This is a genomic window from Myxococcus xanthus (assembly GCF_013116825.1).
Classification (GTDB): domain Bacteria; phylum Myxococcota; class Myxococcia; order Myxococcales; family Myxococcaceae; genus Myxococcus; species Myxococcus xanthus_B.
Genome location: NZ_JABFNS010000075.1, coordinates 20,026 through 44,362, shown reverse-complemented (window position 1 = coordinate 44,362; position 24,337 = coordinate 20,026). Strand labels below are relative to the sequence as shown.

Annotated in this window: 18 protein-coding genes and 1 other RNA gene; 12 read left to right on the top strand and 7 right to left on the bottom strand. The window is 68.8% G+C overall.

Annotation, left to right across the window (positions count from 1 at the left end):
* Positions 1-309: 309 nt before the first annotated feature.
* On the bottom strand, positions 310-531 hold the full coding sequence (locus HNV26_RS21835) for a hypothetical protein (protein ID WP_140862253.1): 222 nt from the start codon (positions 529-531) through the stop codon (positions 310-312).
* 189 nt (positions 532-720) lie between these two features.
* On the opposite strand from HNV26_RS21835, the gene HNV26_RS21830 reads away from it, so the two are divergent.
* From HNV26_RS21830 to HNV26_RS21800, 7 genes are all read left to right on the top strand, one after another.
* The gene (locus tag HNV26_RS21830; RefSeq protein WP_011553045.1) at positions 721-1,659 is read left to right on the top strand and encodes an AAA family ATPase; all 939 of its coding nucleotides are present in this window, start codon (positions 721-723) and stop codon (positions 1,657-1,659) included.
* 16 nt (positions 1,660-1,675) lie between these two features.
* A complete protein-coding gene (locus HNV26_RS21825) occupies positions 1,676-3,091 on the top strand; it encodes a patatin-like phospholipase family protein (protein ID WP_171442970.1) in 1,416 nt (471 codons plus the stop codon).
* A gap of 97 nt (positions 3,092-3,188) precedes the next feature.
* The gene (locus HNV26_RS21820; protein ID WP_171442971.1) at positions 3,189-4,136 is read left to right on the top strand and encodes a branched-chain amino acid transaminase; all 948 of its coding nucleotides are present in this window, start codon (positions 3,189-3,191) and stop codon (positions 4,134-4,136) included.
* Positions 4,137-4,243: 107 nt separating this feature from the next.
* The gene (locus HNV26_RS21815) at positions 4,244-5,584 is read left to right on the top strand and encodes a DUF8689 domain-containing protein (RefSeq protein ID WP_141256826.1); all 1,341 of its coding nucleotides are present in this window, start codon (positions 4,244-4,246) and stop codon (positions 5,582-5,584) included.
* Positions 5,584-6,543, top strand: coding sequence for a Fic family protein (locus HNV26_RS21810; RefSeq protein WP_090492859.1), 960 nt, complete (start codon positions 5,584-5,586; stop codon positions 6,541-6,543). Before HNV26_RS21815 ends, HNV26_RS21810 begins: the two co-directional genes overlap by 1 nt.
* Before the next feature lie 153 nt (positions 6,544-6,696).
* On the top strand, positions 6,697-7,818 hold the full coding sequence (locus tag HNV26_RS21805; protein WP_171442972.1) for a DHH family phosphoesterase: 1,122 nt from the start codon (positions 6,697-6,699) through the stop codon (positions 7,816-7,818).
* The gene (locus tag HNV26_RS21800) at positions 7,815-8,960 is read left to right on the top strand and encodes a cysteine desulfurase family protein (protein ID WP_171442973.1); all 1,146 of its coding nucleotides are present in this window, start codon (positions 7,815-7,817) and stop codon (positions 8,958-8,960) included. The genes HNV26_RS21805 and HNV26_RS21800 overlap by 4 nt, the downstream gene beginning before the upstream one ends.
* Here HNV26_RS21800 and HNV26_RS21795 read toward each other — a convergent pair.
* From HNV26_RS21795 to HNV26_RS21775, 5 genes are all read right to left on the bottom strand, one after another.
* Entirely contained in the window at positions 8,957-10,054 is a 1,098-nt protein-coding gene (locus tag HNV26_RS21795) for an ATP-binding response regulator (protein WP_171442974.1), read from the bottom strand. The genes HNV26_RS21800 and HNV26_RS21795 overlap by 4 nt on opposite strands.
* Positions 10,051-11,517 (bottom strand): ATPase domain-containing protein, encoded by a 1,467-nt coding sequence (locus HNV26_RS21790; protein ID WP_171442975.1) that lies wholly within the window; start codon positions 11,515-11,517, stop codon positions 10,051-10,053. Before HNV26_RS21790 ends, HNV26_RS21795 begins: the two co-directional genes overlap by 4 nt.
* A gap of 194 nt (positions 11,518-11,711) precedes the next feature.
* Positions 11,712-11,933 (bottom strand): hypothetical protein, encoded by a 222-nt coding sequence (locus HNV26_RS21785; protein WP_253816875.1) that lies wholly within the window; start codon positions 11,931-11,933, stop codon positions 11,712-11,714.
* A gap of 53 nt (positions 11,934-11,986) precedes the next feature.
* Complete coding sequence (locus HNV26_RS21780) at positions 11,987-12,985, bottom strand: serine/threonine-protein kinase (protein WP_171442976.1); 999 nt, start codon at positions 12,983-12,985, stop codon at positions 11,987-11,989.
* Positions 12,982-13,872 carry a tetratricopeptide repeat protein gene (locus tag HNV26_RS21775; RefSeq protein ID WP_366816917.1) on the bottom strand — a complete coding sequence of 297 codons (891 nt, stop codon included), beginning with the start codon at positions 13,870-13,872 and terminating at the stop codon, positions 12,982-12,984. The genes HNV26_RS21780 and HNV26_RS21775 overlap by 4 nt, the downstream gene beginning before the upstream one ends.
* A 249-nt stretch (positions 13,873-14,121) precedes the next feature.
* On the opposite strand from HNV26_RS21775, the gene ssrS reads away from it, so the two are divergent.
* The 5 genes from ssrS (at position 14,122) to HNV26_RS21750 (ending at position 18,261) form a co-directional block, all read left to right on the top strand.
* Positions 14,122-14,317, top strand: a non-coding RNA gene (ssrS, locus tag HNV26_RS21770) — 6S RNA.
* A gap of 19 nt (positions 14,318-14,336) precedes the next feature.
* Positions 14,337-14,960 (top strand): 5-formyltetrahydrofolate cyclo-ligase, encoded by a 624-nt coding sequence (locus tag HNV26_RS21765; RefSeq protein WP_002639727.1) that lies wholly within the window; start codon positions 14,337-14,339, stop codon positions 14,958-14,960.
* Positions 14,957-15,745 (top strand): TIGR00282 family metallophosphoesterase, encoded by a 789-nt coding sequence (locus tag HNV26_RS21760; protein WP_171442978.1) that lies wholly within the window; start codon positions 14,957-14,959, stop codon positions 15,743-15,745. Before HNV26_RS21765 ends, HNV26_RS21760 begins: the two co-directional genes overlap by 4 nt.
* A 56-nt stretch (positions 15,746-15,801) precedes the next feature.
* On the top strand, positions 15,802-17,064 hold the full coding sequence (gene tyrS, locus HNV26_RS21755; protein ID WP_171442979.1) for a tyrosine--tRNA ligase: 1,263 nt from the start codon (positions 15,802-15,804) through the stop codon (positions 17,062-17,064).
* Positions 17,065-17,160: 96 nt separating this feature from the next.
* On the top strand, positions 17,161-18,261 hold the full coding sequence (locus HNV26_RS21750) for a hypothetical protein (protein WP_253816874.1): 1,101 nt from the start codon (positions 17,161-17,163) through the stop codon (positions 18,259-18,261).
* A gap of 38 nt (positions 18,262-18,299) precedes the next feature.
* Here the strand turns inward: HNV26_RS21750 and HNV26_RS21745 are convergent, their stop codons facing one another.
* Entirely contained in the window at positions 18,300-24,326 is a 6,027-nt protein-coding gene (locus HNV26_RS21745) for an alpha-2-macroglobulin family protein (protein ID WP_171442981.1), read from the bottom strand.
* Positions 24,327-24,337: the final 11 nt, after the last annotated feature.

Genomic DNA, 24,337 nt, shown 5'->3' with positions numbered 1-24,337 from the left:
CCAGACGCTACCAATATCCGGGGGCGTCGGATCTGTATAAGAGACAGAGTGACGAGTCCGAGCCCACCGACCGGACCGTGGTCATCCAGTTGCCCACGGCCAAGGAAGACGACGACTGGACGGCCCTGGTGGACGAGTTGGACAAGTAACGGCGCCGGGATTCCGGCACCCCGCCGGAATCCCGACGACCTCGGCCTCGGAACCCCGAGGCCACAATGAAGCGGCCCTGACATCCGTGCCCTAGCCGGGCAGGTGTGTCAGGGCCGTCTCAGCTCCAAGCCAGGAAGCGTCGAGCGGTTCCATCCGCGCTCAGAGCGCGGCGCGTGCCTCGCGGACCAGCTCCTTGAAATGGAGCGTGGAGACGACGTCCCGGAGTGACACGACGCGGCCCCCCGTCTGGGCCTCCTCCTGGGCACGGCGCCAACTGCTGCGGAGTGTACGCAAGGCGACATAGGCCAGCAGGAGTGGGAATCCGCCCGGAAGCAGGACCACTGCCACCATCATCACCATCCGCAACCACGCCCACACCATGACCGCTCACCTCCCTGAATACCGATTGGAAACTCTTAGATGCACGACGTGTGCCCACGTTGCGCAGAAAATTTCCCTCCGGAGTTACGCGGGTTTGCCAGGCAGCGAGGCGAACGGGCCTCGGTGACGACGCCGGAACCCTGGCATTTTTGCCGCAGTGCCCAGGGGGGCGTCGGTTAAGTTCACCGGGTGAGCACCCCTTCGACGGTTGAGAGCCACGCCTTCACCAGCGTGGAGGACGCGGAAAAGCGCCTGGAGCAGGTGGGCTATCTATCCTCGCCGGAGATCGCCACGGCGGCCTTCCTGGCGGACCGGATGGACAAGCCCATCCTGGTGGAAGGCCCCGCCGGCGTCGGCAAGACGGAGTTGGCCAAGGCCCTGGCCCAGGCGCTGGGCCGCGAGTTCATCCGGCTCCAGTGCTACGAAGGCCTGGACGAGGCGAAGGCCCTCTACGAGTGGGAGTACGCCAAGCAGCTGCTCTACACCCAGCTCCTCAAGGACAAGATTGGGGACATGGTGCAGGGTACCACCACGCTGGCGCAGGCGGCGGACCGGCTGGCCTCCAGCGACGCGGTGTTCTTCTCCGAACGCTTCCTGCTGCCCCGCCCGGTGCTGAAGGCACAACTCTCCGAGCGCCCCGCCCTGCTGCTGGTGGACGAAATCGACAAGGCGGACCCGGAGTTCGAGGCCTTCCTGCTGGAGGTGCTCTCCGACAACGCCGTCACCATCCCCGAGCTGGGCACCTTCCGGGCGAAGCACATCCCCCGCGTGCTGCTCACCTCCAACGCCGCGCGCGAGCTGTCCGACGCGCTCAAGCGCCGCTGCCTCCACCTGCACATCGACTTCCCGGACCGCGAGCGCGAGCTGCGCATCGTCCGCTCGCGACTGCCCCAGGTGCCCCAGGTGCTGGCGGAACAGGTGGTGGAAGCAGTGGCCGCCATCCGCTCGCTCGACCTGAAGAAGGCGCCCTCCATCAGCGAGACGCTCGACTGGGCCCAGAGCCTGGCGCTGCTGAACGCGGAGCAGCTCACCGCCGACGTGGTGGCCTCCACGCTGAACCTCGTCCTCAAGTACGAAGGCGACATCGAGAAGGCGAAGGCCAACCTCTCGCAGATTGCCCAGGCCTGATGGGCCCTCGAAGCACGTGCTGCTGAAGGAACGCTTCCAGATCACCCGGCCGCTCGAGGAGATGGAGCTCCGCCTCGTGCGCGCATCGCTGGCCAACGCGGCCCTGGTCGACCCGCGCGAGGAAGCCATCCTCCGCACCGCCCTGTCGCTGGCGCGCCTCTACAAGGTGCGGCACGGCGAACGCGACGTGGGCGTGGGCGCGCTGCTCACCTCGTTTCGCGAGGAGGTGGAGCGCCGCCTGGGCCCCGTCCTCCAAGCCCCCTTCCCGCCCACGCGGGACCGGCTGATGCCGCACGTGAAGGACCTGCGCCAGCACGCCGCCAAGGCGCGCGACATGGTGGCGCAGCGGCTGCGCGGGCGCGTCCCCCCCGAGGCACTGGACCGGGAAATCCGGCACAAGGAACTGGTGCTGGTCACCGGCGGCGGCGGCGGAACGGCCTACGTCTACCTGGGAGCGATGAGCCTCCTGGACGAATACGGACTGGAGCCGCGCCTGCTCGCCGGGACGTCCATGGGCGCCATCCTGGCCATCATGCGCTCGCGCCTGACGCGCTTCGACGCCACGGACATGATCAACATCGTCCGCGGGCTGTCCTTCCGGAAGCTCTTCCGCTTCATCTCCACGGAGAGCCGCTACGGCCTGCCCGCCGCGCTGCGGCTGTTTCTACGCGCGGGGCTGGGTCGCTTCTTCAGCGCGGGACCGGAGAACAGTGGCATGCGGCTCAAGGATTTGCCGGTGCCGACGCTCATCGCCGTGGGCGGCATCCGCCGCGGCATGCTTCCCCGGCCGCTGGAGTATTACGAGCGCCTGCTGGGCACCAGTCCGCTGGGCCTGCTCAACCCCGCGGGCGTGGCACGCCGCATCCAGGCCGCCATGGGCGCCATGGCCGAGCTCTTCACGCGCCCCGAAATCACCGCCCGCCTCTACCTGGGCGCGGACGACACCACCGGCGACTTCGACGCGCTCGACGCCGCGGGCTTCTCCTCCGCGCTGCCCGGCGTCATTCACTACGACGTGCTGCGCAAGGACCCCGGCATGCACACGTTGGTGGAAGGACTCATGGGCCAGCACGGCGTCGCGAGGCTCATCGACGGAGGACTGGTGGACAACCTGCCAGCGAAGGCGGCGTGGAAGGCAGTGGCCCGAGGCCGCATCGGCACGCGCAACGCGTTCATCCTCGCGCTCGACGGCTTCGCCCCGAAGCTGACCACGCCCTTCTGGCTGCCCCTCCAGCGGCTCGCCGCGATGACGGTGGCGCCGAACCTTCCCTATACGCACCACGTCAAACGCTTCCCGCGAACACTGTCACCGCTGGACGTCGTACCGTCGGTGGAACTGGCCTCGAAGGCGTTACAGTTCGGCAGGGCGGCACTCGCGGAGGACCTCCCGTTCCTCCGTCGGATGCTCGCCCCCCTGCCACCGCTGCTGTGACGGGTTCGGGACGAGAAACACGCTTTGACCTCATAGGTTTCACTGACTAGAAGGCCCTGGCTGTCCCCCCCTCAACATCCAGGCGAAGGAACATCGAATGAGCTCGACCTCGAGTAGTGGAGTGCGCGCCGAGCAAATCTGGCTCGACGGCCGACTGATGAAATGGGACGAGGGCCACGTGCATCTGATGACGCACGCGCTTCACTATGGCCTGGGTGTCTTCGAGGGCATCCGCGCATACAAGACGCACGACGGGCGGCTGGCCGTCTTCCGGCTGCGTGAGCACGTCCGCCGGCTGCTCGACTCGGCGCACATCATCATGCTGAAGATCCCGTACACCGAGGACGAGCTCTTCGACGCGTGCGTGAATCTGCTCCGGGCGCAGAAGGACCTGTTCGCCAACGGCGCGTACCTGCGGCCGGTGGCCTTCATGGGCGACGGCGCCATGGGCCTGGGCGCGGTGAACCCCACCCGCACGGCCGTGACGGCCTGGGACTGGGGCGCGTACCTGGGCGACAAGGGCATCAAGGAAGGCATCCGCGCCAAGGTCAGCTCGTACACGCGCATGCACGTCAACGTGAACATGGTGCGCGGGAAGATCACCGGCCAGTACGTCAACTCCATCCTCGCCAAGCGCGAGGCGGTGCTGGCGGGCTACGACGAGGCCATCCTCCTGGACATCAGCGGCTTCGTGGCCGAGGCCTCCGGAGAGAACATCTTCCAGGTGAACAAGAAGGGCATCATCAAGACGCCCCCGCTGTCCGGCCCCATCCTGGACGGCATCACCCGCGACACGGTGCTGCACATCCTGCGCGACAGCGGCCGCACGGTGGAGGAGGTCACCTTCACCCGCGACGCGCTCTACATCACCAACGAGATCTTCCTCTGCGGCACGGCGGCGGAGATCACCCCCGTGCGCGAGGTGGACAACCGCCAGGTGGCCGACGGCAAGCCCGGCCCCGTCACCCGGTACGTGCAGGACATGTACTTCCGCATCGTGCGTGGCCAGGAGCCGCGCTACGCGGACTGGCTCACGTACATCTGAGCCACCCCGCTTCGCCCCCCTCTTCGGCACGGGAGGGGGGCGGGCAGCCAGGGAAGAGGCCACGTCCCGCGCCCGGCCGCCCATCGAATGGGCTAGAACGGGGCTTGATGGCTCCTCCCGCTGGCTACGACTACGACGACAATCCGTTCAAGCTCGAGAACCCATCCATCCTCGACATCGCTCCACCGGAGCCGAAGTCGGTGGAGGACACGGGGCTCAAGATGGGCATCCTGTCCGACATCGCCCTGAAGTACCTCTATTACGCGGGCACGGGCACGGGCATGGGCATCGCGGACGAGATGCGGCTGCCGTGGCCAGGCGTCATCGAGCACGTGGTGGACTTCCTCGCCACGGAGAAGCTGGTGGACCTGCGCGGCGGCAAGGGCTTTGGCCGCGCGTCCGTGGAGTTCATCCTGTCGGAGAAGGGCCGCGAATACGCGCGAGACGCCCTCACCCGCACCACCTACGTGGGCCCCGCGCCGGTGCCGATCGAGCAGTACAACGCGCTCATCACCAGCCAGACGGAGGAGACGCCCGTCGTCAGCCAGGAGGAACTGGTGATGGCGCTCAGCCACCTCACCGTCCCCGCGGAGCTGATGGACAAGCTGGGCCCGGCGGTGAACTCCGGCCGCTCGCTGTTCCTCTACGGTTCCCCCGGCAACGGCAAGACGAGCCTGGCCGAGGCCGTCTCCAACATGTTCGGCGGCGAGGTGTTCGTCCCCCACTGCCTGGAGATTGGGAATCAAATCATCCAGGTCCACGACCGGCTCATCCACACGCCGGTGTCGCTGGAGGTCGGCCGGGATGCCTCCGGCCGCCGGCAGACCTTCGAAATGGACAACCGGTGGCTCGTGTGCCGCCGGCCCTCCGTCGTCGTGGGCGGCGAACTGACGCTGGCGATGCTGGACCTCATCTATTCGGAGAGCACCCGCTTCTACGAGGCCCCGTTCCAGGTGAAGGCCAACGGCGGCATGCTCCTCATCGACGACTTCGGCCGCCAGAAGGTCCACCCCACGGACCTGCTCAACCGGTGGATTGTCCCCCTGGAGAAACGGGTGGACTTCCTCACCCTTCACACCGGCAAGAAGTTCGAAATCCCCTTCGACCAGCTCCTCGTCTTCTCCACCAACCTGGACCCCAAGGAGCTGGTGGACGAGGCCTTCCTGCGCCGCATCAAGTACAAGATTGAGGTCGGAAATCCCGACGAAGAGGCTTACCGGGAAATCTTCAGTCGCGTCTGCGAGGCAGCGGGAATCCCGTACGTGGACCAGGCCGTCACGTACCTCATCGAGCACTACTACAAGCCCCGGAGCATGGAGCTTCGCTCGTGCCACCCTCGGGACCTGGTGAGCCTCATCCGGGACGCGGCGCGCTACCGGCAGATACCTCCAGCGCTCTCCAAGGACCTGCTCGACCAGGCGTGCGAGGTGTTCCTCGTCAATCTGTGATGATTTCGTTGTTACAACCGCGCGGAATTTCTAGAATCCACGCGCCGTTGTACCGCTCGGCCGCATGCTTCGAGTACCGCCCGCGGCGGACCCGCAGCGAGAAGGAGCCGCAGTCCGTGAAGGAACGCTACCAGGACATCGACGAGAAGAACGAAACGCTGCGTGGGTACCTCGACATCTACAAGGACAAGCCGGACGCGCGCGAGTTCTTGGACAAGATGGAGATGTCGTGGATCTACCACGACGCCGCGCTAGAGGGAGTCGTCTACACGCATCAGGAACTGATGGCCGCGCTGTTCCCTCATCGCACCAGCGCGGAAGCCTCCATGATTCCGGTGGTCCTCGAAATCCGGAACCACAAGGCCGTCTGTGACTTCATCCGTGAGGAGGCAGCGGGCGCCAAGAAGCAGGCGCAAATCACACTGACCACCATCAAGCGGATGCACGACCTCTTCCTGGGCAACACGCCGGAGGCCCAGACGGAGCGCGCGCGCATGGAGCGCCGCGAGCGCACGGAGAAGGAGCTGGCCAAGGAACGCGACAGGTCCGGGCTGCGCAAGGACATGCCGCTGCACCGCACGTACTTCCACGACATCTCCCAGCCGGCGAAGATCCAGCCGGAGCTGGAGAAGCTCGTGGACTACACGGCCAGCGCCGAGTTCCGCGAGTTCCACCCCATCAAGCAGGCGGCCACGGTCCAGCACAAGTTCGTGCAGATCTTCCCCTTCACCGAGCACAGCGGGAAGGTGGGGCGCATGTGCAGCAACCTCATCCTGCTGCGCAACGGCTACATGCCCGCCGTCATCCACTCCATCGACCGGCAGCGCTACTACGAGTCCTTCCGGGGCCCCGTGGCGGGCTTCCGGACGGTGCTGATGGACGCGATGGAGAACTCGCTCGACAACGGCATGAAGTACTTCCGGGACCTGGGGCGCAAGTACAAGGCCCTGAACAGCTAGCCCACGTCCCGCGGCGGCCCGGCGAGGGAGCGAGCAGGCTCACGCTCCCCTCGCGCGCCGTGAAGGATGCGGGGTCCGTCGACACCATTGGGGTGTTGGCAACAGCCCCCGGATCCTCGAATCCCTGGACGGGAGGAAGTAAGAAGCATACCCATGCCCGTGACACAGTCCCTCAACAGCCGCCGCGGAACCGGAAGCTCGGGAGGCGAGCTGACGGAGCCCCCGCCACCGCGGCTGGCCCATATGCCAGCCCGTGACAAGCTGGAACGGCTCCTGCGAGTGGCCCAGGGCCACCACAAGGCGCTCATCCTCACCCACGACAATCCGGACCCGGACTCGCTGGCGGCGGCGGTGGCCCTGGCGCACCTGCTCGAGCGCAAGGCGGGCCTGAAGGCCCACATCGGCTACGGCGGCATCATCGGCCGGGCGGAGAACATCGCCTTCGTGAAGGTGCTGCGCCTGCCCGTCTCACACGTGTCGACCATCGACTTCGACGAGTACGACCTCTTCGGGCTGGTGGACACGCAGCCCAAGGTAGGCAACCACTCCCTGCCCGCGCGCCTGGGAGCGCACCTGGTGGTGGACCACCATCCGCTGCGCCAGGAGAGCCTGGAGGCCCCTTTCGCGGACGTGGGCGGTGACTTCGGAGCCACGTCCACCATGCTGGTGGAGTACCTGCGCGCGGCCCGGTTGGAGCCCTCCACGGAGGTGGCCACCGCCCTGTTCTACGGCATCAAGGCGGACACGCGCGACCTGGGCCGGGAGACGACGCCCACGGACGTGGACAGCTACCTGTGGCTGTTCCCGCGCATGGACAAGACGCTGCTGGCGCAGATTGAGCACCCCGAGCTGCCCGCGCGCTACTTCCAGCTGTACCACACGGCCTACGAGCGGGCGAAGGTGTACGGGACGGCCATCATCACCGACCTGGAGGAGGTCTACTCCCCGGACATGGTGGCGGAGGTGGCCGAGCGGCTGATGTTCCTCGAAGGCATGAAGTGGTCGCTGGCCTTCGGGACGTACCGCAACCAGCTCTTCCTCAGCTTGCGCGTCAAGGACCGGCGGATGAACGCGGGGCGCCTCATCCGCGAAATCTGCGAGGACTACGGCGGCTCGTCCGGCGGCCACGGCAGCATGGCCGGCGCGCGGCTGCCGCTGTCCGGGAAGCTGGCGCAGCGCAAGGCGCTCAAGCGCGAGTTGGTGGCCAAGTTCCTGGAGGCGTTCGGCGTCGCCGACGAGCGGCCGGTGTCGCTGCTGTACGCGCAGGACTCGTGACGTACTGGGACTACAACGCGGCCGCGCCGGTGCGACCGGAGGTGGCGACGCTGCTGTCGCGCGCCTTCGCGTCGAGCGGCTATGGCAATGCGTCCAGCGTGCACCAGGAGGGCCGCGCGGCCCGGGCCCGGTTGGACGCGGCACGGGCGAAGGTGGCCCGCGTGCTCGGCTGCGAGCCGAAGGAAGTCAGCTTCACCGGCTCCGGCAGCGAGGCGGACGCGCTGGCGCTCGTGGGCGCCTGGCACCTGCGGCCCCATCCCGAGCGGCGGCGGGTGGTGACCTCCGCGGTGGAGCACCCCGCCCTGCTGGGCGCGGCGGCGCAGTTGGAGCGGGAAGGCGCCCACGTCGTGCGGGTGGCGCCCGGTCCGGACGGGCGCGTGCGCGAAGCCGACATGCTGGCGGCCCTGACGCCGGACGTGGCCTTGTGCTCGTTGATGTGGGCCAACAACGAGACGGGCGTGCTCCAGCCCGCGAGGGAGGTCGCGCGCGCGTGCCGGCAGCGCGGCGTGCTGTTCCACACGGACGCGGTTCAGGCCGCGGGCAAGGTGCCCCTGTCCCTGCGCGAGGTGGACGCGGACCTGCTGTCCCTGTCCGCGCACAAGTTCGGCGGCCCTCCGGGCGTGGGCGTGCTGATGGTTCGCAAGAGCGTGGACGTCCGCGCGCTCACGCCGGGCCACCAGGAAGGCGGCCGCCGCGGAGGGACGCAGAACGTGCCCTACGCGGAGGCGCTGGCGCTGGCGCTCGCGTTGGCCGATGCGGAGCTGCCTGAGACAACGGCGCGGCTGACCACGCTCCGCGATGCATTCGAGCGGGAGGTGACGGCGCGACTGCCCGGCGTGCACATCAACGGCGGCGCGGCCCCGCGCGTGCCCAACACCAGCAACCTGCGCTTCGACGGCGTGGAGGGTGAGTCGCTGCTCATCGCCCTGGACCTGGAGGGCATCTGCGTGTCCTCCGGCGCCGCCTGCGCGTCCGGCACGCTGACGCCGTCGCATGTCCTGCGGGCCATGGGCCTGTCGCCCGCGCAGGCTCGAGGCAGCCTCCGCTTCAGCATGGGCCCCGGCACGACGGAAGCGGACGTGGCGCGCGTGGTGGACGCGCTCGTGCGGCACGTGCCGCAGGTCCGCGCGCTGGCCGGCTAGGACACGGAGCGCCGGCTCAGGGGCAGCCGAAGGTGGAAGGTCGCCCCCTCCCCCAGCACGGACTTTACCGACAACGAGCCGCCGTGCAGCTTCGCCAGCGACGAGGCGATGTAGAGCCCCAGGCCATGCCCCTGGGCAGGCTCACCGTCCGCCCGCTGGAAGCGCTCGAAGACGGAGGGAAGCGCCCCCGCGGAGATGCCGATCCCCCAATCCCGGACGTGGATGTCCACCAGCCCGGGGTGCAGAGAGAGACCCAGTTCGACCCGCCGTGTCTCACCCCCGTACTTCACCGCGTTGGAGAGCAGGTTGTTGAGCACCTGCCGCACCCGCTCCCCGTCGAAGGGAAGGAACACGGGCTCCTCGGCGCCCCGCAGCACGAAGTCCACCTGCGGTTCCAGGTCGCGCCACTCCTGGATGAGTTCCCGGAGGAAGACGGCGAGGTCGCACTGCCTGGGCCTCAGCTCCACCTTGCCTTCGGACAGGCGCGAGGCGTCCAGGATGGAGGAGATGAGGTGGTTCATCCGATCCAGTTGCCGCAGTACGGCGTCCACCGAACGGACCTCATCGTCCTCGCCCCGCTTCTCCACCTTGCGCAGCAGGACCTGGGCGTTGAGGCGGGCCGAGGAGAGCGGCGTCTTCAGCTCATGGGCCACCCAGTTGAGCACCTCCTCACGGGCCAGGAAGCCCCCCCTGCGCGTGTCCGTGGAGGCTTTCGGCTCGGGGAAGGTGGGCACGGCCACGGGGGGCCTCGAGCGAAGCGCACCGGTGATGGCCTCTTCGAAAGCGCTCAGGTCCACGGGCTTGGCGAGAAAGACGTCCGCCTTCTCCCTCCCCGCGGGCCGCGCGGCGCTCAGCAGCACGAAGGGAACCGATGCGAGGCTCGGCTCCGCCCGCATGGCGCGCAGCAGCTCCATCCCCGTGCGGCGGGGCATCATGTGGTCGCTGACCACCAGGTCTGGCGGCTCCGTGCGCGCAAGCATGAGCGCGTCTTCGCCATTGTGGGCCCGGATGGCGCGGTAGCCGAGCGCCTCCACGACCTCGGCGAAGACCTCGAGCAGCGCTTCCTCGTCTTCCGCGATGAGGACGCCACTCATTCCGAGGCCCCGATGCTCGTCCCAATGGGCCGGGCCTGCCCCGTCAGCAGCCCTTCCGCGGAGCGCATCGTCGCCAGCACCTTCATCCCCGAGTCGGCGATTCGGAACTCGCGCAACTCATTGTCGTACTTGCTGTCGCGCATCTTGAGCACCGACAGGATGCGGTGGATGCGCCCGCGCAGCTCCACGTAGCGCAGGAGGAGCAAGTTCTCCCCGAGGATGGAGACGGGCGCGTCGCTGAAGTCGAGCTCCGTGCCGGCCACCTTGGAGACCTCCCGGGTGTACAGCGTCGTCACCCCCTTCCGGCGCAGCTTCTCCGCGAGCGCCCCCAGGAGGAGCGGCCTGCGCTCCCGCTCGGTGATGGACTGCTCGAGCGTCGTGAGGCCATCGATGACGAGCCGCTTCACGTTCCGCCGCTCAACCTCCTGGAAGATGCGGTCCAGCACCAGGTCCGCCTCCTGCTCCGTCGGCGGGATGTACAGGTAGATGAGGAGCCCGCTCCTCACAAAGCGCGACACGTCCAGTTGGATGCGCCGCGCCCGAGCGGCGAGCGACTCCGTGGAGTCATGGAACGAGACGAAGAGGGAGTGCTCGTCCCGGCGCGCCCCCTCCACCGCGAAGTGCGCGGCCAGCAGCGTCTTGCCAATGCCCATGCTGCCCGCGAGCAGCGTGGCGCTCGTGCGGGGCAGGCCGCCCTCCATCAAGACGTCCAGCTCCGGCAACCCGAAGCTGACGCGCTCCTCGGGCGGCTCCACGTCCCTCCCAACGGACACCAGCGACTCCAGGCGCGGGATGAAGGACACCCCGTCCCCGTCGATTCGCATCAGGTGCTCCCCCGACAGGTGTGGCCGGCCGCGCAGCTTCACGACCTCCACGCGGCGCATGCGGCGGGCGCCGTGCTTCACCACCGCCAGGGAGACGATGCCGTCCACCGTGGTGGCTTCGGGCAGCGTCAGCAGCTTCTCCAGTGGGTACTCGGTGGTGAAGAGGCCGACGCAATCCGCCGCGGCCAGGCCAATGCCCAGCTCATAGAGGAACTCGCGCAGGCGCGCCTCGTCCTGCCAGAGGTCCCGGATGGAGCGAAGGCCATCGATGAAGAGCAGCTTCGCGCCCCGCTTGCGCACCGTCTGGATGATGAGGTCCCGCGTCTCCTTCGCGCCCTGCTTGAGCGATGAGTAGGCGCTCATCACGAAGAGCTTTTCGTCCAGCAGCTCCTCCTTGAAGAAGCTGAAGCTGCTCAGCTCGCCCACGAGCTTGTCATGGGGTTCGGACGTGACGGTGACCAGCACGACGGGCAGGCCTCGCGCCGCGGCGAGGAAGGCCATCTGGCTGCACAGCACCGTCTTCCCGCTGCCCGGATCTCCAGCCACGATGATGGATTGTCGCCTGGGGATGCCTCCGCCCAGCAGCGTGTCGAAACTCGGGATGCCCGTCTCGAAGAGCGACCACGTCCGGCGATCCATTCAGGAGCCATCACTTGTATTGGCGGTTGGAAGAAGCGCGCCCAGGAACACTTTCAGCGCGCTCCCTTTTTCGAGAACTAACAACCCGGATGCGCAGGGCCAAGCCTCTGCATCGGACTACAGGGCCCCGTCACACGCCAGATGCACGCTGTTGGACACGCGCGAGCGAAACCCGCGCTTCACGCCCTGCATCGCTACCAGGACTGCTCCGGAAGCGACTGCTCGCGCACGTCCTCATCGGGCTGTCCATAACCGGGCATCCCATCTTCCCGGGCTTCGTCCGCCTTGGAGGGCCGCGGACGCGCGCTCTCCTCGGGCTCGGGTGCGGACGGCTCCGGCTTCGGCTGCTTGGGCTCGTTGACCATCTGGACTCCTCCCTCCACGCGACACCGCGCGGCGGAAGGAAAGGTCGTCATCGTCCTGGAAGGTAGGGAGGAACGGTGGAGCGGACACCAGGATGCCTGCTCCCCTACCCCGCGCGCGAGCCCGGCGTCGGCGGCGTTCCGCTGGGCGACGGCGCGGCGGGTGCCTCGTCACTGGCGCCGAAGAGACCGCGCACCACGGCGGCGATGGCCAGCGGCGTGCCCACGCGTTCGTCGTAGTGGGGCGTCAGCGCCTGGGCGAACTCCTCCGCTGTCGGGAAGCGGTCCTCGGGGCGCTCCGCGAAGGCCCGAGCCACCACGGCCTCCAGCGCCTCCGGGATGTCGGGCCGCAGCTCGCGCAGGGGTCGGTACTGCCGGGCGCGGATGGCGTTGAACACGGCATCCGGCGTCGTGCCGGTGAAGGGGCGCTCCAGCGTCAGCAGCTCGTAGAGCACCACCGTGGCAGCCCACAGGTCGGCCTCTGGGCTCACCTCGCCGAGCAGCGATTCAGGGGACAGGTAGTAGGGCTTCCCCAGCACTTCGCCGCCCTGGAGGTTGCCGTCCACCAGCACGCGCGACACGCCGAAGTCGCCCAGCTTGATTTCGCCCACGCGGGAGATGAAGAGGTTGGACGGCGACACGTCGCAGTGGACGATGCCCAGCCGCTCACCCTGGGGCCCCGTGGCGGAGTGCGCGTACGCGAGCGCCTCCAGCAGCACCTTGCCCAGGTACACCGCGAAGTCGAGCGGCAGTGGAATCCCGCGCACCTTGCAGCGCCGGAGGATCTGCCCCAGGTCGCGGCCGTCCACCAGCTCCATCACGATGAAGTAGATGCCCTCCAGCGCGCCGGCATCCAGCACCGTGACGATGTTCGGGTGGTGGAGCTGCTTGGACAGCTGCGCCTCGCGGGCGAACAACGACACGGACTCTGGATCCCTCGTCAGCGCGGGCAACAGGCGCTTGAGCGCCACCGTCCAGCCCTCGCGCGGGCCGGACAACACCCGGGCCCGGTACACCTCCGCCATCCCGCCCTTGCCCAGCACGGAGAGGACTTCGTAGTTGCCGAAGACCCGCGTGGTCTTCTGCGGGGAAGTCGGCTGGCTCACGGCGTGGTGTTTCCAACCCCCGCCGACGGGCGGACGGGAACCCGCTTCCGGGTCCGCTGCTGCTGCATGAGGGTTTCGATGTCCTTGATGTCCTCGCGCAGCGCCTGCTCCGCCACCGCCTCCGCCGCGCGCCCCGCGGGCATCCAGCCCTGCTCGAAGGCCTTGCGCAGCGACTCGCGCGAGCGGCTGCGGTTGCCTTCGCGCTGATACGCATAGGCCAGCCACAGATGGACGTCCGCGCGCCCCAACCCCCTGCCCGCCTCCAGCGTCTTCACCGCGCGGCTCACGTCATTGAGCATCAGCTGGCTGGCCCCCAGGCCCACCACCGCGGCGGCGCTGCGGGGGTCCTTCGACAGGGCCAGCTCGAAGTGGCGCTGCGCCACGGCCGCGTTGCCCGCGGCCAGTTGGCGCTGCCCCTCCTCCAAGGGTGACACCTCGCCCTGCCGGCCCAGTCCCGCGGCCACCTGCGCCGCGGACGAGCTCGCGCCATCCGGCGTGGTCGAGGCGGCCGAGGCCGTGGCCGCCGAAGCCGCGCGCGCCGGCACCACCGCTTCCGCGTCCCGGGACAACGGCCGCAGGAGCAGGAGGGAGTCGTTCTTCAACACCGGCGAGCGGCAACCGTCCTTCAACCGGAACAGGGCCGTCATCACCCCGTCGTCCGGGTTGAACACGACCAGCGCGGGCTGATTCACCCGCGGCTCGCAGTGGGGCCCCAATTGACAGAGCAACACCTGGCCCACCAGGACGTTGTCCTGGAACTCGCCAGAGAGCACCTCCGTGTCGGGTTCGAATCCGCAGGGTCCGCCAGTCGCGACCCCCACCAGCTGGTCTCCCTGCATGCGCAGGGACACCACGCCATAGGAGTCCCCTTGATAGGAGCTCGACACCGTGGGCGGTCCCGCCCACGCGAGGCCGGAGGCAACGGAAAGAACCGTCGCAAGACCCTTGTTCAATAGCGAGGGCGGCATATGTGGGTGGATTCGGGCTCTTTCCATCATAGAGGTCCCGCGCCTGCCTTGTAAACGCGCGAGGATGCCTTGACCCCGTCGCCCCCCGTCCTTATCATTTCCAAAGACTCTGGCGGGAATTCCCAATAGATTCGAGGATTTGGAAGCACTGTAGCTTTGTTCAAGGGCTGTCCCCTGCGGGGCGCGTGATGCTCGGCAGAAATTCGAACCGATACGTCCATTCCGGGGTCCGTTTCGGTCTCCATGTGCAAGCCCTCCCTCCTCACGGGGGATGAGGGAAGCCTGCGGAGGCATGACTTCGGTCCCCACCTGGCTTTTGAGGGTTCAATGGACGCCGGGCACACGGCCATGCTGCGGGGGACTTTTTCTTTGGAGCGGCGTCGGTGAGCGAGACGGTGGTGGAAGAGGCGGCGGCGAGGAAGCAGACCCTGCGAGAGGAGCTCACGGCGCGCCGGAAGGCGATGACGCCGGACCTCATCGATACGCGGGGGCTCAAGGTTCAGTCTCGGTTTCTGGCGGCGCCGTACTATCAGAAGGCGCGCACGGTGGCGTTGTACGCCCCCATTCGGGGGGAAGTGCCAACCCGGGATATCCTGATTGCGGCGTTGCAAGACGGCAAGATTGTCTGCTACCCGCTCTCACATGTTCACGGGCGGATTCTTTCGTTCCGTGCCATCAAGTCGGAAAGCGAGCTGGAACCGGGACGTCTGGGGGTGCGAGAGCCCACCAACTCCGCGGACCTCATCGCGGTGGACCAGATTGACCTCTTCGTGGTGCCGGGCCTGGGCTTCACCCGGGAAGGCAAGCGGCTGGGGCGCGGGGGCGGTTACTACGACGCCACCCTCCGCGCGGCCAGTCAGCGCAGTCGTCGGGTGGGCCTGGCCTTCAATGACCAGGTCGTCCCCGTGCTGCCCACGACCGGGGATGACGTCGACATGGACCTGGTCGTAACGGAGTCTGAGTCCCTGCGCGGCCTGTACCGCGACTGGGACTTCCTCGATACGTGAAAGTCCTCTTCATGGGGGACGTGGTGGGCCGCCCGGGTCTCCAGGCGGTCCGCACGCTCCTTCCGAGGGTCCGCGCGCAGCACGGCGTGGACGTGGTGGTCGCCAACGCGGAGAACAGCGACCAGGGCTCGGGCATTACTTCAGAGACGGCCCACTACCTGCTCGACAGCGGCGTCCAGCTGCTGACGAGCGGTAATCATTTCTACTCCAAGAAGGCCATCCTCCCCTGGGTGAAGGAGCATCCGGACCTGCTCTTGCGTCCGGCCAACTACCCCAAGGGCACGCCGGGCAAGGGCCACAGCGTGGTGAAGCTCCCGGATGGGCGCGCGCTGGGTGTCATCAACCTGGAGGGGCGCGTCTTCATGCGCACCGAGGCCAGCCCCTTCGAGGTGGTGGAGGGGCTGGTGGAGGAGCTGCGCCAGCAGACGCCCTGCATCCTGGTGGACATGCACTGCGAGGCGTCCAGTGAGAAGAACGCCATGGGCGTCCACCTGGACGGGCGGGTGTCCGTGGTGGTGGGGACGCACACACACGTGCAGACGGCGGATGAGCGCATCCTCCCCGGTGGCACGGCCTTCATCACGGATGTCGGCATGTGCGGGCCATTGGACTCCGTCATCGGCATGAAGAAGGAGTCCTCGCTGGCGCGCTTCCTGGGCAAGCCGGCGCCCTATGAGGTGGCGGAGCGGCTCGTCTACCTGCAAGGCGTGGTGGTGGACATCGACGACGCCACCGGACGGGGCCGGAGCATCCACCGCGTGCGTGAGCACCTGCCAGGCACCTGAAACCCCTTGGAGGAAGTGCGTCCACGGCCGACGCACTTCGGGTAGCTTGCGGCGCCATGAATCCGGACGCGCTGCGCAAGGCGACCCCCGAGGAGCAGTTCGAAGAAGTGACCCGTGGCACGGTGGACCTCCACGTGCCCGAGGACCTGAAGAAGAAGCTTCAGTACTCGTATGACACCGGCAAGCCGCTGGTCATCAAGGCGGGCTTCGACCCGAGCCGGCCGGACCTGCACCTGGGCCACTCGCTGCTGCTCACGCGCATGCGGCGCTTCCAGGATTTCGGCCACACGGTGGTGTTCCTCATCGGTGACTTCACGGGGTTGATTGGCGACCCGACGGGCCGCAACGCCACGCGCCCGGCGCTCACGCGTGACGAGGTGAAGGCCAACGCGGAGACCTACAAGAAGCAGGTCTTCAAGGTGCTGGACGAGTCCAAGACGCAGGTGCGCTTCAACTCCAGCTGGCTGGACTCGCTGGGGACGGAAGGGATGATCCGCCTGGCCTCGCGCTACTCCGTGCAGCGCATGCTGGAGCGCGACGACTTCAAGAAGCGCTTCCGCAGCGAGGTCTCCATCTCCATCCACGAGTTCCTCTACCCGCTCCTGCAGGGCTACGACTCGGTGGTGCTCAAGGCGGACGTGGAGCTGGGCGCGACGGACCAGCTCTTCAACCTGCTGGTGGGCCGCCAGTTGATGAAGGAAGAGGGCATGGCGCCCCAGGTCATCATGACGGGCCCCATCCTGGAGGGCCTCAACGCGAAGACGGTCGACGGGAAGATTGTCGGCGACAAGATGTCCAAGAGCCTGGACAACTACGTGGGCATCGACGAGCCGGCGGACACCATCTTCGGCAAGTTGATGAGCATCACCGACGACCTGATGTGGCGGTACTACGAGCTGCTCTCCGCGAAGACGCGGGCGGAGCTGGCGGAGATGCGCGCCCAGGTGGAGTCCGGCGCGCTGCACCCCAAGGCGGTGAAGGTCGGCTTCGCGCAGGAGATGACGGCGCGTTTCCAGGGCGAGGAGGCCGGGAAGAAGGCCGCCGAGGACTTCGAGAAGCGCTTCGCGAAGAAGGAGCTGTCCACGGACGAGCTGCCCCTGGTGGAGGTGTCCCTGGGCGGCGCGGAGAAGCTGCCGGTGACGAAGCTCCTGCCGGAGTCGAAGCTGGTCGCGTCCGCCACCGAGGCGCGCAAGCTGATGGCGCAGGGCGGCGTGCGCGTCAACGGAGAGAAGGTGCAGGACGTCAAGGCGGAGCTGGGCGCCGGCGAGTACACGGTGCAGGTGGGCAAGCTGAAGGCAGCCCGCGTGAAGCTCGGTTGAATCTCCGGCCGGTGACGGCCGTCGCAGGCGCAGGACATGCCCCCCTGCCCCTCCTCTGAGGGGCAGGGCGGGGACTGCTGTACACTCCCGAGCGCCATGCGTCTTTCCCTCCCCTGCCTCGCCTTGTTGCTGGGTGCCTCGCTGCCGGCCCTCGCGGGCCGCGGCGTCTTCGTGTCCGACGTCACGGTGGACGCCCTCGAGCAGCCCGAGTCCCGCAAGGTCGTCTTCACGGTGGAGGCCGGGAGGCCCTACCCCCTGCTGAAGAAGGGCGGCCCCAACCGCGCCTGGTGCAAGCTGAGCGGCGCGTCCGCCGAAGGCTGGGTGCTCTGTGAAGGCGCGCCGGAGTCCACCGCGCCCGCCGCTCCAACCGCGGCGGCCCTGGTGGCCGCGGACCGGGCCCACTCGGCGCGGCAGGTGGTGATGCGGGGCCCCGCGGGCAACGTGGCAGCGCGTGACGCGGACAACGACGGCGACGAGGAGTTGGCCGGCTCCGCGAGCTGGAAGCCGGCCACCGGCTGCGCGACGACGTGTGACAGCGCGCCCCTGTTCGCGAAGCCGCCGCCCTTGTCCGCCATGGACCGCGAGGTGTTGGACTTGTGCCCCGCGCGCCCCGACGTCAGCGTGAGTGAAGGCGACGTGCGGCGATTCCTCTCGCGCCACTACGACGACCCGCGCCTCCAGCGGGCCTTGTCCGTGGCGGGCCGGCCCGGCGCGCGGCAGGCCAACATCGACTGGCTCACGGGCCTCTGGGTCAGCACCGGGCCTCGCAACGCCTTCACCCACGTCTTCTGCGGCGACGACTGGCAGCGAGGCCCCATTGGCGGCCTGCACTTCCTGCCGCGTTATGCCCAGCTCGAGGCGGAGGGCCGCCTCTGCTACCAGGGCCCGGTGCGCGGCGCCGGGGCCTTGAAGGGTGACGCCTACCTCATCCGCTTCAAGGGAGTGGCGCCCTGGTCCTGCGGTGAGAAGCGCGTCGGCGGCTTCTCACGCGCGCCGGACGCGGTGGGCCTGATGTCCATTGGCACGCGCGCCTTCGCCCGGTGCTGCGCGCGTGGCGGGGCCAAGAAGGAAGGCGGCGTGTACTCGGCGCCGGACCTGGGCGGGACGAACTGGCGCATCTGGTGCGGCACGCGCAATGGCACCTACGGCATCGCCACCCTGCATCCCACGGACGACAAGGCCACCTGCGGGGAATGAGCCCGGGCTGAAGGGCCCACTCCCCGGGGTGGACCGCGCTACTTCGCCGCGCCCACCGTGAGCACCGCCCCGGCCGAGTACGCGGTGAACTCCGGCGCGTACATGGACTGCACCGTGGCGGGGCCCACCTTGAACTGGCCGGCCATGTTGGCGCGCAGCCGGTACTTGAAGGTGTACTCACCCGCGGGCAGCTGCTCGAAGAAGAAGTTCGTGCCGGAGTCCCGCGTCTCCTCGTACCAGACGATGCCCAAGTCCCAGCGGTGGCGGGACTGCACGTTCTCCGGCTCCAGGCCCGCGGCGCGCGGATCTCTCAGGTGCACGTACTCCGCCGCGTGCTTCGCGCGCAGGGAGAGCTGCACCTCCACTTCGTCTCCGGGGAGCACCACGGCGCCCTCGGCCAGCGGCACGAGCCTGGCGTCCTTCCCCTGCCGCTCGCGCAGGAAGTAGCGCCGCGACACCTGGAAGAAGTCCCCGCGGTCGCTGTCCGGCAGCTTCTCCGTGGAGAAGTGCCACGTCGCGGATGCGAAGGCGAAGCCCGGGGTCGTCTTCTCCACCACCACCGAGCTCATCGTCGCCGGGTTCAACTCCGGCCCGGGCACGACGACCTGGTTCTTCTTGCCCGTGTATTCGTCTGGGGCGAAGGACATGCGCACCACGCGCGGGCCCACCGTCACCTGGGCGTCCTCGCGCACGCCCAGCGCGCCTTCCGCCTGGAGGTACTTCACCAGCGCGTACACGGACTCCGCCGTGGCGCGAGTGGACTTCCAGTGGTTGAGCTTCTTGTTCAGCAGCAGCCACTGGACCAGGCCCTCGCGGCGCGCGTCCTTCGGATTGAGCTCCGTCAGCGTGCGCAGCGCGAAGGCGTGCGTCTCCGTGGTGTCGTTGTACCAGAGCCAGCTGCGGTCCTCCTGCGCCCAGTAGGTGCCCAGCTCGGGACTCGTCTTCGCCGAGTCCATGACGCTCTCCCACACGCGGTTGGCGTCCGCGCCGCGCCCCGCGCGCTTCAGCGTCAGCGCCAGGTAGCCCTTGAGGTAGGGCGAGTGCTTCTTCCAGTGCTTGTAGCTGAACGCGAGCATCCGCTCCCGCTCCGCCGCGGTGAGGGCCTCACCGGTGTAGCTCGCGTTCGGATACGCGGAGGCCGTGTAGTTGAGGAACGTGAGGAACTCCCAGCCGCGCTCCTCCTTCATCAGCTTCGTCGCGTACTCCTCCCGGAAGTGCCGCGCCAGGTAGCCCCAGGCGCCCCGGGTGATTTCCGGCGGGACTTCCACGCCGAACTCCATCGCGCGAGAGAGGCCATGCACGATGTAGAGCGTCATGTACGGCGACGGAGGCCCCCCCGCCCACCAGGGGAAGCCGCCGCTAGACGTCTGCGCCTTGCGGAGCTTCGCCAGCGCGGACGTGCGCTCGGCGGCGGCGACCTTCGGGTCCAACACCTTCACCAGACCGGCCTCCGGCCCGGCGCCGCCCTTCGCCATCTCCAGCCAGGGCGTCTCCTCCAGCGCCATCTTCCGGTTGGGGTCCACCGCGTCCCACGTCTCCAGTTGGGTGGGGCGCTCGCTCAGCTGTCTGGCCATCCGCGCCACCGACGGGTACTGCCCGTACAGGCTGGACAGGATACCCGTCGACACGAAGCGGTTGAGCGTCTGCTCCGTGCACTCGTAGGGGTAGTCCACCAGGTACGGCAGCGCCTGGAGCGCCGAATAGAACAGCTGCGTGTCCACCGTGACGACCAGCTGCTCGTTCACCCGCGTCGGGTCGCCGCCCGCGCGCAGGTCCTCGAACTGCATCGTCTTGGAGTCCTTGCCCTTCAGCGTCACGAAGCGTGACTGCGCCAGGTGCATTCGGCCCGGCAACACCGGCAGCGGGCGCAGCTCGCCATCACTGTGATTCTCCGAGCGCGCCACCACCCGGAAGGCAACGGGCCCCACCCGCGTGGGCGTGGTGAGCGGGAAGCGCAGGCGCGTCCCCTTCCCCGCCTCCACGCGGAAGGACTGCGACGCCTGCTGGACGCCGAAGTCCGACAGCACGCTCTTCTGCAGCTCCAGGTCCTGGATGTCCAACGTGAGCGTGCCCTGCATCGGGCGCGACGCCGCGTTGTTCACCATCACCTCCAACACCGCGCGGTCGCCCTCGCGCAGGAAGCGCGGCACATAGGGGCGCACCATCAGCTCCTTCACGCTCCGGGAGGCGCGCTGCAACGAGCCGCCCTTCAAGTCACGCGTGACGGCGTGCACCCAGACGCTCCACGCCGTCACCGAGTCCGGCACGGTGAACTCCAGCGTCGCCGAGCCATCCGCCCCGGTGAGCACCTGGGGCGCCCAGAACGCGGTCTCCGCGAAGTTGGAGCGCAGCGGCTGCGGCGCGTCCGGAGTCGCGCCCCGGCTGCCAAAGCCCTCTTCCTTGTCCGCCTGCATCTTCGCTTCGGCCCGGACAGGCGCCTCGGCGAGCGGCGGGGGCGGCGGGGCGCCCGGCGCTGGCGCCATGGTGGCCCTTGGCACGGCGCTCTCCCGCATGCCGCCCATCCCACCGCGAACCATCTGCCGCATCCGCCGACGACCTGGACCGCCGACCTCGAAGCCCTCCCCGAAGAGCAAGGCGTCAGGCGCGGGCGGTGTCCAGCTCGGCACCTCGCCATATCGCGCGTTCACCACCCACCGGGTGTCCCCCTGGCTCGCCGACGACTGCATGTCCACGGAGGTGTGCCGCTGGGGATACAGCGACGCCACGCTGGGCGGCGTCTGCTTCGCGAACAAGTCCAGCGACTGGTCATACATGTACGCGAGCAGCTCGGCCGTGCCCGCCTCCACCTTCGCGCCCTTCGGCCCCTTCACCGTCACGCGCCAGGTCTCCTTCGCGCCCGGGCGCAGCGTGTCGCGGAAGGTGGCGAACTCCAGCTGCAGCTCCTTGTCGTCCCAGGGCACGAAGATGGACTTCGAGAAGAGCAGGAACTGGAAGTCACGCACCGTGGACAGCGCCACGGTGAAGCCGCCGCGCAGCTCCGCCGTCACCGGCACCTCCACGACTCCGGACGACTGGCCCGCGGTGAGCTTGCGCCGGGAGATGCGCCGCTCTCCCTGATAGATGTCGAGCAGCAGCGGCTGTCCCTTGAGCCCCGAGACGGCCATCAACCGCACCACCTCCCCCACCCGCGCCGTCTCCCGCTCGGCCACCAGCATCGCGGGCACGGCGAGCGGCGTCGTCTTCCCGGCCACCACCAGCTCGCGCCCCACGGTGTACGTCTGACCGAAGGCGTCCGTCGTCTCGTAGTGGAGCCGGTACGCGCCCGCCTTGAGCGACGGCAGCTTCAGCACGGCCAGTCCCTCTTTGTCGTGCTGCACCGAGCCGGCCGCCTGCTGGGCCCCATCCGTCCAGCCGCGAATGGTGGACTCCGGCGAATACGCGCCGAACCACCGAGGACGCAGGTTGTCTCCAGGCGTGGGCGTGAACACCGCCTCGGGGTCCTTGTACTCCGGCAGGCCCTGCGGCTCGTCCGCGGGCAGCAGGGGCTGCGCGGGCTGATTCAGCGCCACCAGCCGCCACTTGCCCGGCCCCGGCTGCGGCGCGCCATCCAGCGTGGAGCGCGTCAGCCGAACCTCGGCCGCGGTGCCCTCGCGGAGGAACCCCGTGTCCAGGTCCACGCGCGCCTCCACGGCGACGAAGCCCAGCCGGAAGGCCCGGCTGGCCGAGCGCGTCTCACCGCCTTCGTCCGTCGCGTCCGCCTCGATGCGGTAGTTCCACGTCAGCCCTGGGGTGGCCGCGGACCGCTCATCCGCCTCAGGGGTGAAGCCGATGGTGAAGCCTCCGTCCGCGCCCAGCGGCGACGTGCCCGTCGCCACCACCTGCCGCTGCGAGGAGCCGGACGGCGGGCCCCACCACCACCAGGGCAGCACCGGCTCGCGGTACGCACGCCACCGCACGGAGCCGGACGTCACCGGCATGCCGAAGTAGTAGCGGGCCTCTCCCTGGAACGTCGCGGGCCGGTTGAGGCGCAGCTGCGCCTTCGCGTCCTTCAGCGTCACCTCGAAGGTGGGCCGCTTGTACTCCTCCACGCGAATCGCCGCGCGGCCCCCCGCGCTCACGATCACGGACCACGCCCCCAGCATCCGGCCGGTGGGAATCGTGAACTCGCCCGCGGCGGAGCCGAAGTCGTTGGTGCGGACCTCCCGGGACTCCACCACCTGGTGGTTCGGGTCGAACAGCGTCACCTGGAGCGGGCGGTCCGCCAGCGTCTGATAGCGCGCCTGCTCGCCCCGGCCGCTGAAGGCCACCGCCTTCCACAGCACCTTCTGCTGGGGCCGGTACACCGCGCGATCGGTGAAGACGAGCGCCGAATGGACCTCCCCGGGCTGGTGGCGCTCGTAGAACGGCACCTGGCCCGGGTGCAGCAGCGCGTTCCGTCCGACGCCGGCCACCAGGACGTAGCTGCGGTAGCCATCGCCCGGGACCGAGTCGAAGGTGGCCGCGCCGTCCGCGTCCGAGAGGATGCGCGCCGCCTCCTTGAAGCCCTGCCTGTAGTCGACGCGGATGAGGCGCAGGGGCACCTTCGGCACGGGCTCGCCGGTGTCGCCGTCCACCAGCCGCACCTCCAGCAGGTCCCCGTTCGAGGGCCGCGCGACGATGACCCAGGGCGTCACCGTCAGGTACGCCGCGACGATGCGGTTGTTCGTCGCGCGGAAGTCCTCGTGGGCGGAGGCCATGATGACGTACGTCCCCCGGGCCGTGAGCGGCGGCGTGACGAAGGTGCGGTGCTCCCGGAAGTCCTCCGTCTTCGGCAGCGGCACGCTCCAGGTGGCCACCGGCCGCTGGCCCTTCACCAGGGCCTTCAACGGCGCGCCGTCCGGCATGAGGTTGTAGTCATCCACCTGGGCCAGCCGCTTCTCCAGGTCCACGGAGTACGCACGGAAGTGCAGCATGGACACGTTGCGGTGGGTGACCTCGACGGAGCGGCGGCGCGGCCCGTCCGACGCCATCGAGCCCATGCTGAACTCGGGCGCTTCGATGGCGGCCATGAGCACGCGGCAGCGCTCCGCCCCCGTGGACTGGGGGTAGGTGGCCGCGCACGCCTTCGCCAGCGAGTGGGCGCGCACCGCGTGGTCCGCCGCGCGCTCCATCTCCACGAGCTGGGCCTGCCCCATGGTCGACCAGGGCACGTCGCGGAACGCGGGCAGCAAGGCGGCCAGGTGTTGCCGGATGCGGGTCCGGTCGGCCGTGTCCGTGAAGTGCTGGTGCAGCACCGTGTAGCGCTGCAGCCGGGCCTCCAGCGCCGACTCGCGCCGCCCCGCGGACTGGTGCCACGCCTCCAGGTCCCCGAGCACCGCCGCCACCTTCACCAGCGGATGGACGCCGGGGTCCGTCAGCGCCACCTTGGGCGTCCCCTCCAGGAGCGCGCCCAGGTCCAGGCGGTACACCGCATTGGCCTGCTCGGGCCCCCAGTGCGAGCTGTCCGTCAGCAGCGACACGCGCAGGTACGACACGGCATCCCGCAACGTGGAGCGCAGCCCCTCCGGATAGGTGTTGGGCTTCACGTACTCGGACAGCGCCTTCAGGGGCTCACCGCCGAGCTGCTGCCGCTGCTTCCACACCTCCTCGTAGGCCCGCTGGGCCTCGGTCAGAATCTCCTCGTAGGTCCACGCCTTGAGGTCCACCGGCCCGGAGGACGCCACGGACTCGCGCTGGCGCACCTCCCAGCCGTAGGCCTGCGCATAGGCGACGAGCGCGTTCGCGTAGAAGAGGTTCAGCGTCGCGCGAGGCAACGTGCCCTTGGGCCAGGGCTGCTCGCGCAGGAAGCGCACCGCCGTCTCGTAGCCATGCAAGTCGGCGCGCAGTTGCACCGTGCGCACCAGCGCGCGCGTCCACTCGGCCTCGTCGCCCCTGGACTTCGCCTGCGCCAGTCGGGCCTCGGCGCCCTGGGCGGCGGCCTCCAGCTTCTGCGCTTCGACCATCCCCTCGATGGCCTTCCACGAAGGCGGCGCCTTGCCCTGCCCCAGCACGGGCGAGGTCAACAGCAGCAGGGCGAACAGCCAGAAGCGAACAATGGGTGCGCGGGTCCAGGGGGTCCGATGCATGTCGGCACTCT

Excerpts from the sequence above, each read along its gene's own strand:
- HNV26_RS21795 (WP_171442974.1), bottom strand. The coding sequence starts at position 10,054 with ATGAGTGGCGTCCTCATCGCGGAAGACGAGGAAGCGCTGCTCGAGGTC.
- HNV26_RS21815 (WP_141256826.1), top strand. The coding sequence starts at position 4,244 with ATGGCTCCTCCCGCTGGCTACGACTACGACGACAATCCGTTCAAGCTC.
- HNV26_RS21810 (WP_090492859.1), top strand. The coding sequence starts at position 5,584 with ATGATTTCGTTGTTACAACCGCGCGGAATTTCTAGAATCCACGCGCCG.
- HNV26_RS21835 (WP_140862253.1), bottom strand. The coding sequence starts at position 531 with ATGGTGTGGGCGTGGTTGCGGATGGTGATGATGGTGGCAGTGGTCCTG.
- HNV26_RS21820 (WP_171442971.1), top strand. The coding sequence starts at position 3,189 with ATGAGCTCGACCTCGAGTAGTGGAGTGCGCGCCGAGCAAATCTGGCTC.
- HNV26_RS21790 (WP_171442975.1), bottom strand. The coding sequence starts at position 11,517 with ATGGATCGCCGGACGTGGTCGCTCTTCGAGACGGGCATCCCGAGTTTC.
- HNV26_RS21785 (WP_253816875.1), bottom strand. The coding sequence starts at position 11,933 with ATGACGACCTTTCCTTCCGCCGCGCGGTGTCGCGTGGAGGGAGGAGTC.
- HNV26_RS21745 (WP_171442981.1), bottom strand. The coding sequence starts at position 24,326 with ATGCATCGGACCCCCTGGACCCGCGCACCCATTGTTCGCTTCTGGCTG.
- HNV26_RS21805 (WP_171442972.1), top strand. The coding sequence starts at position 6,697 with ATGCCCGTGACACAGTCCCTCAACAGCCGCCGCGGAACCGGAAGCTCG.
- HNV26_RS21750 (WP_253816874.1), top strand. The coding sequence starts at position 17,161 with ATGCGTCTTTCCCTCCCCTGCCTCGCCTTGTTGCTGGGTGCCTCGCTG.
- tyrS (WP_171442979.1), top strand. The coding sequence starts at position 15,802 with ATGAATCCGGACGCGCTGCGCAAGGCGACCCCCGAGGAGCAGTTCGAA.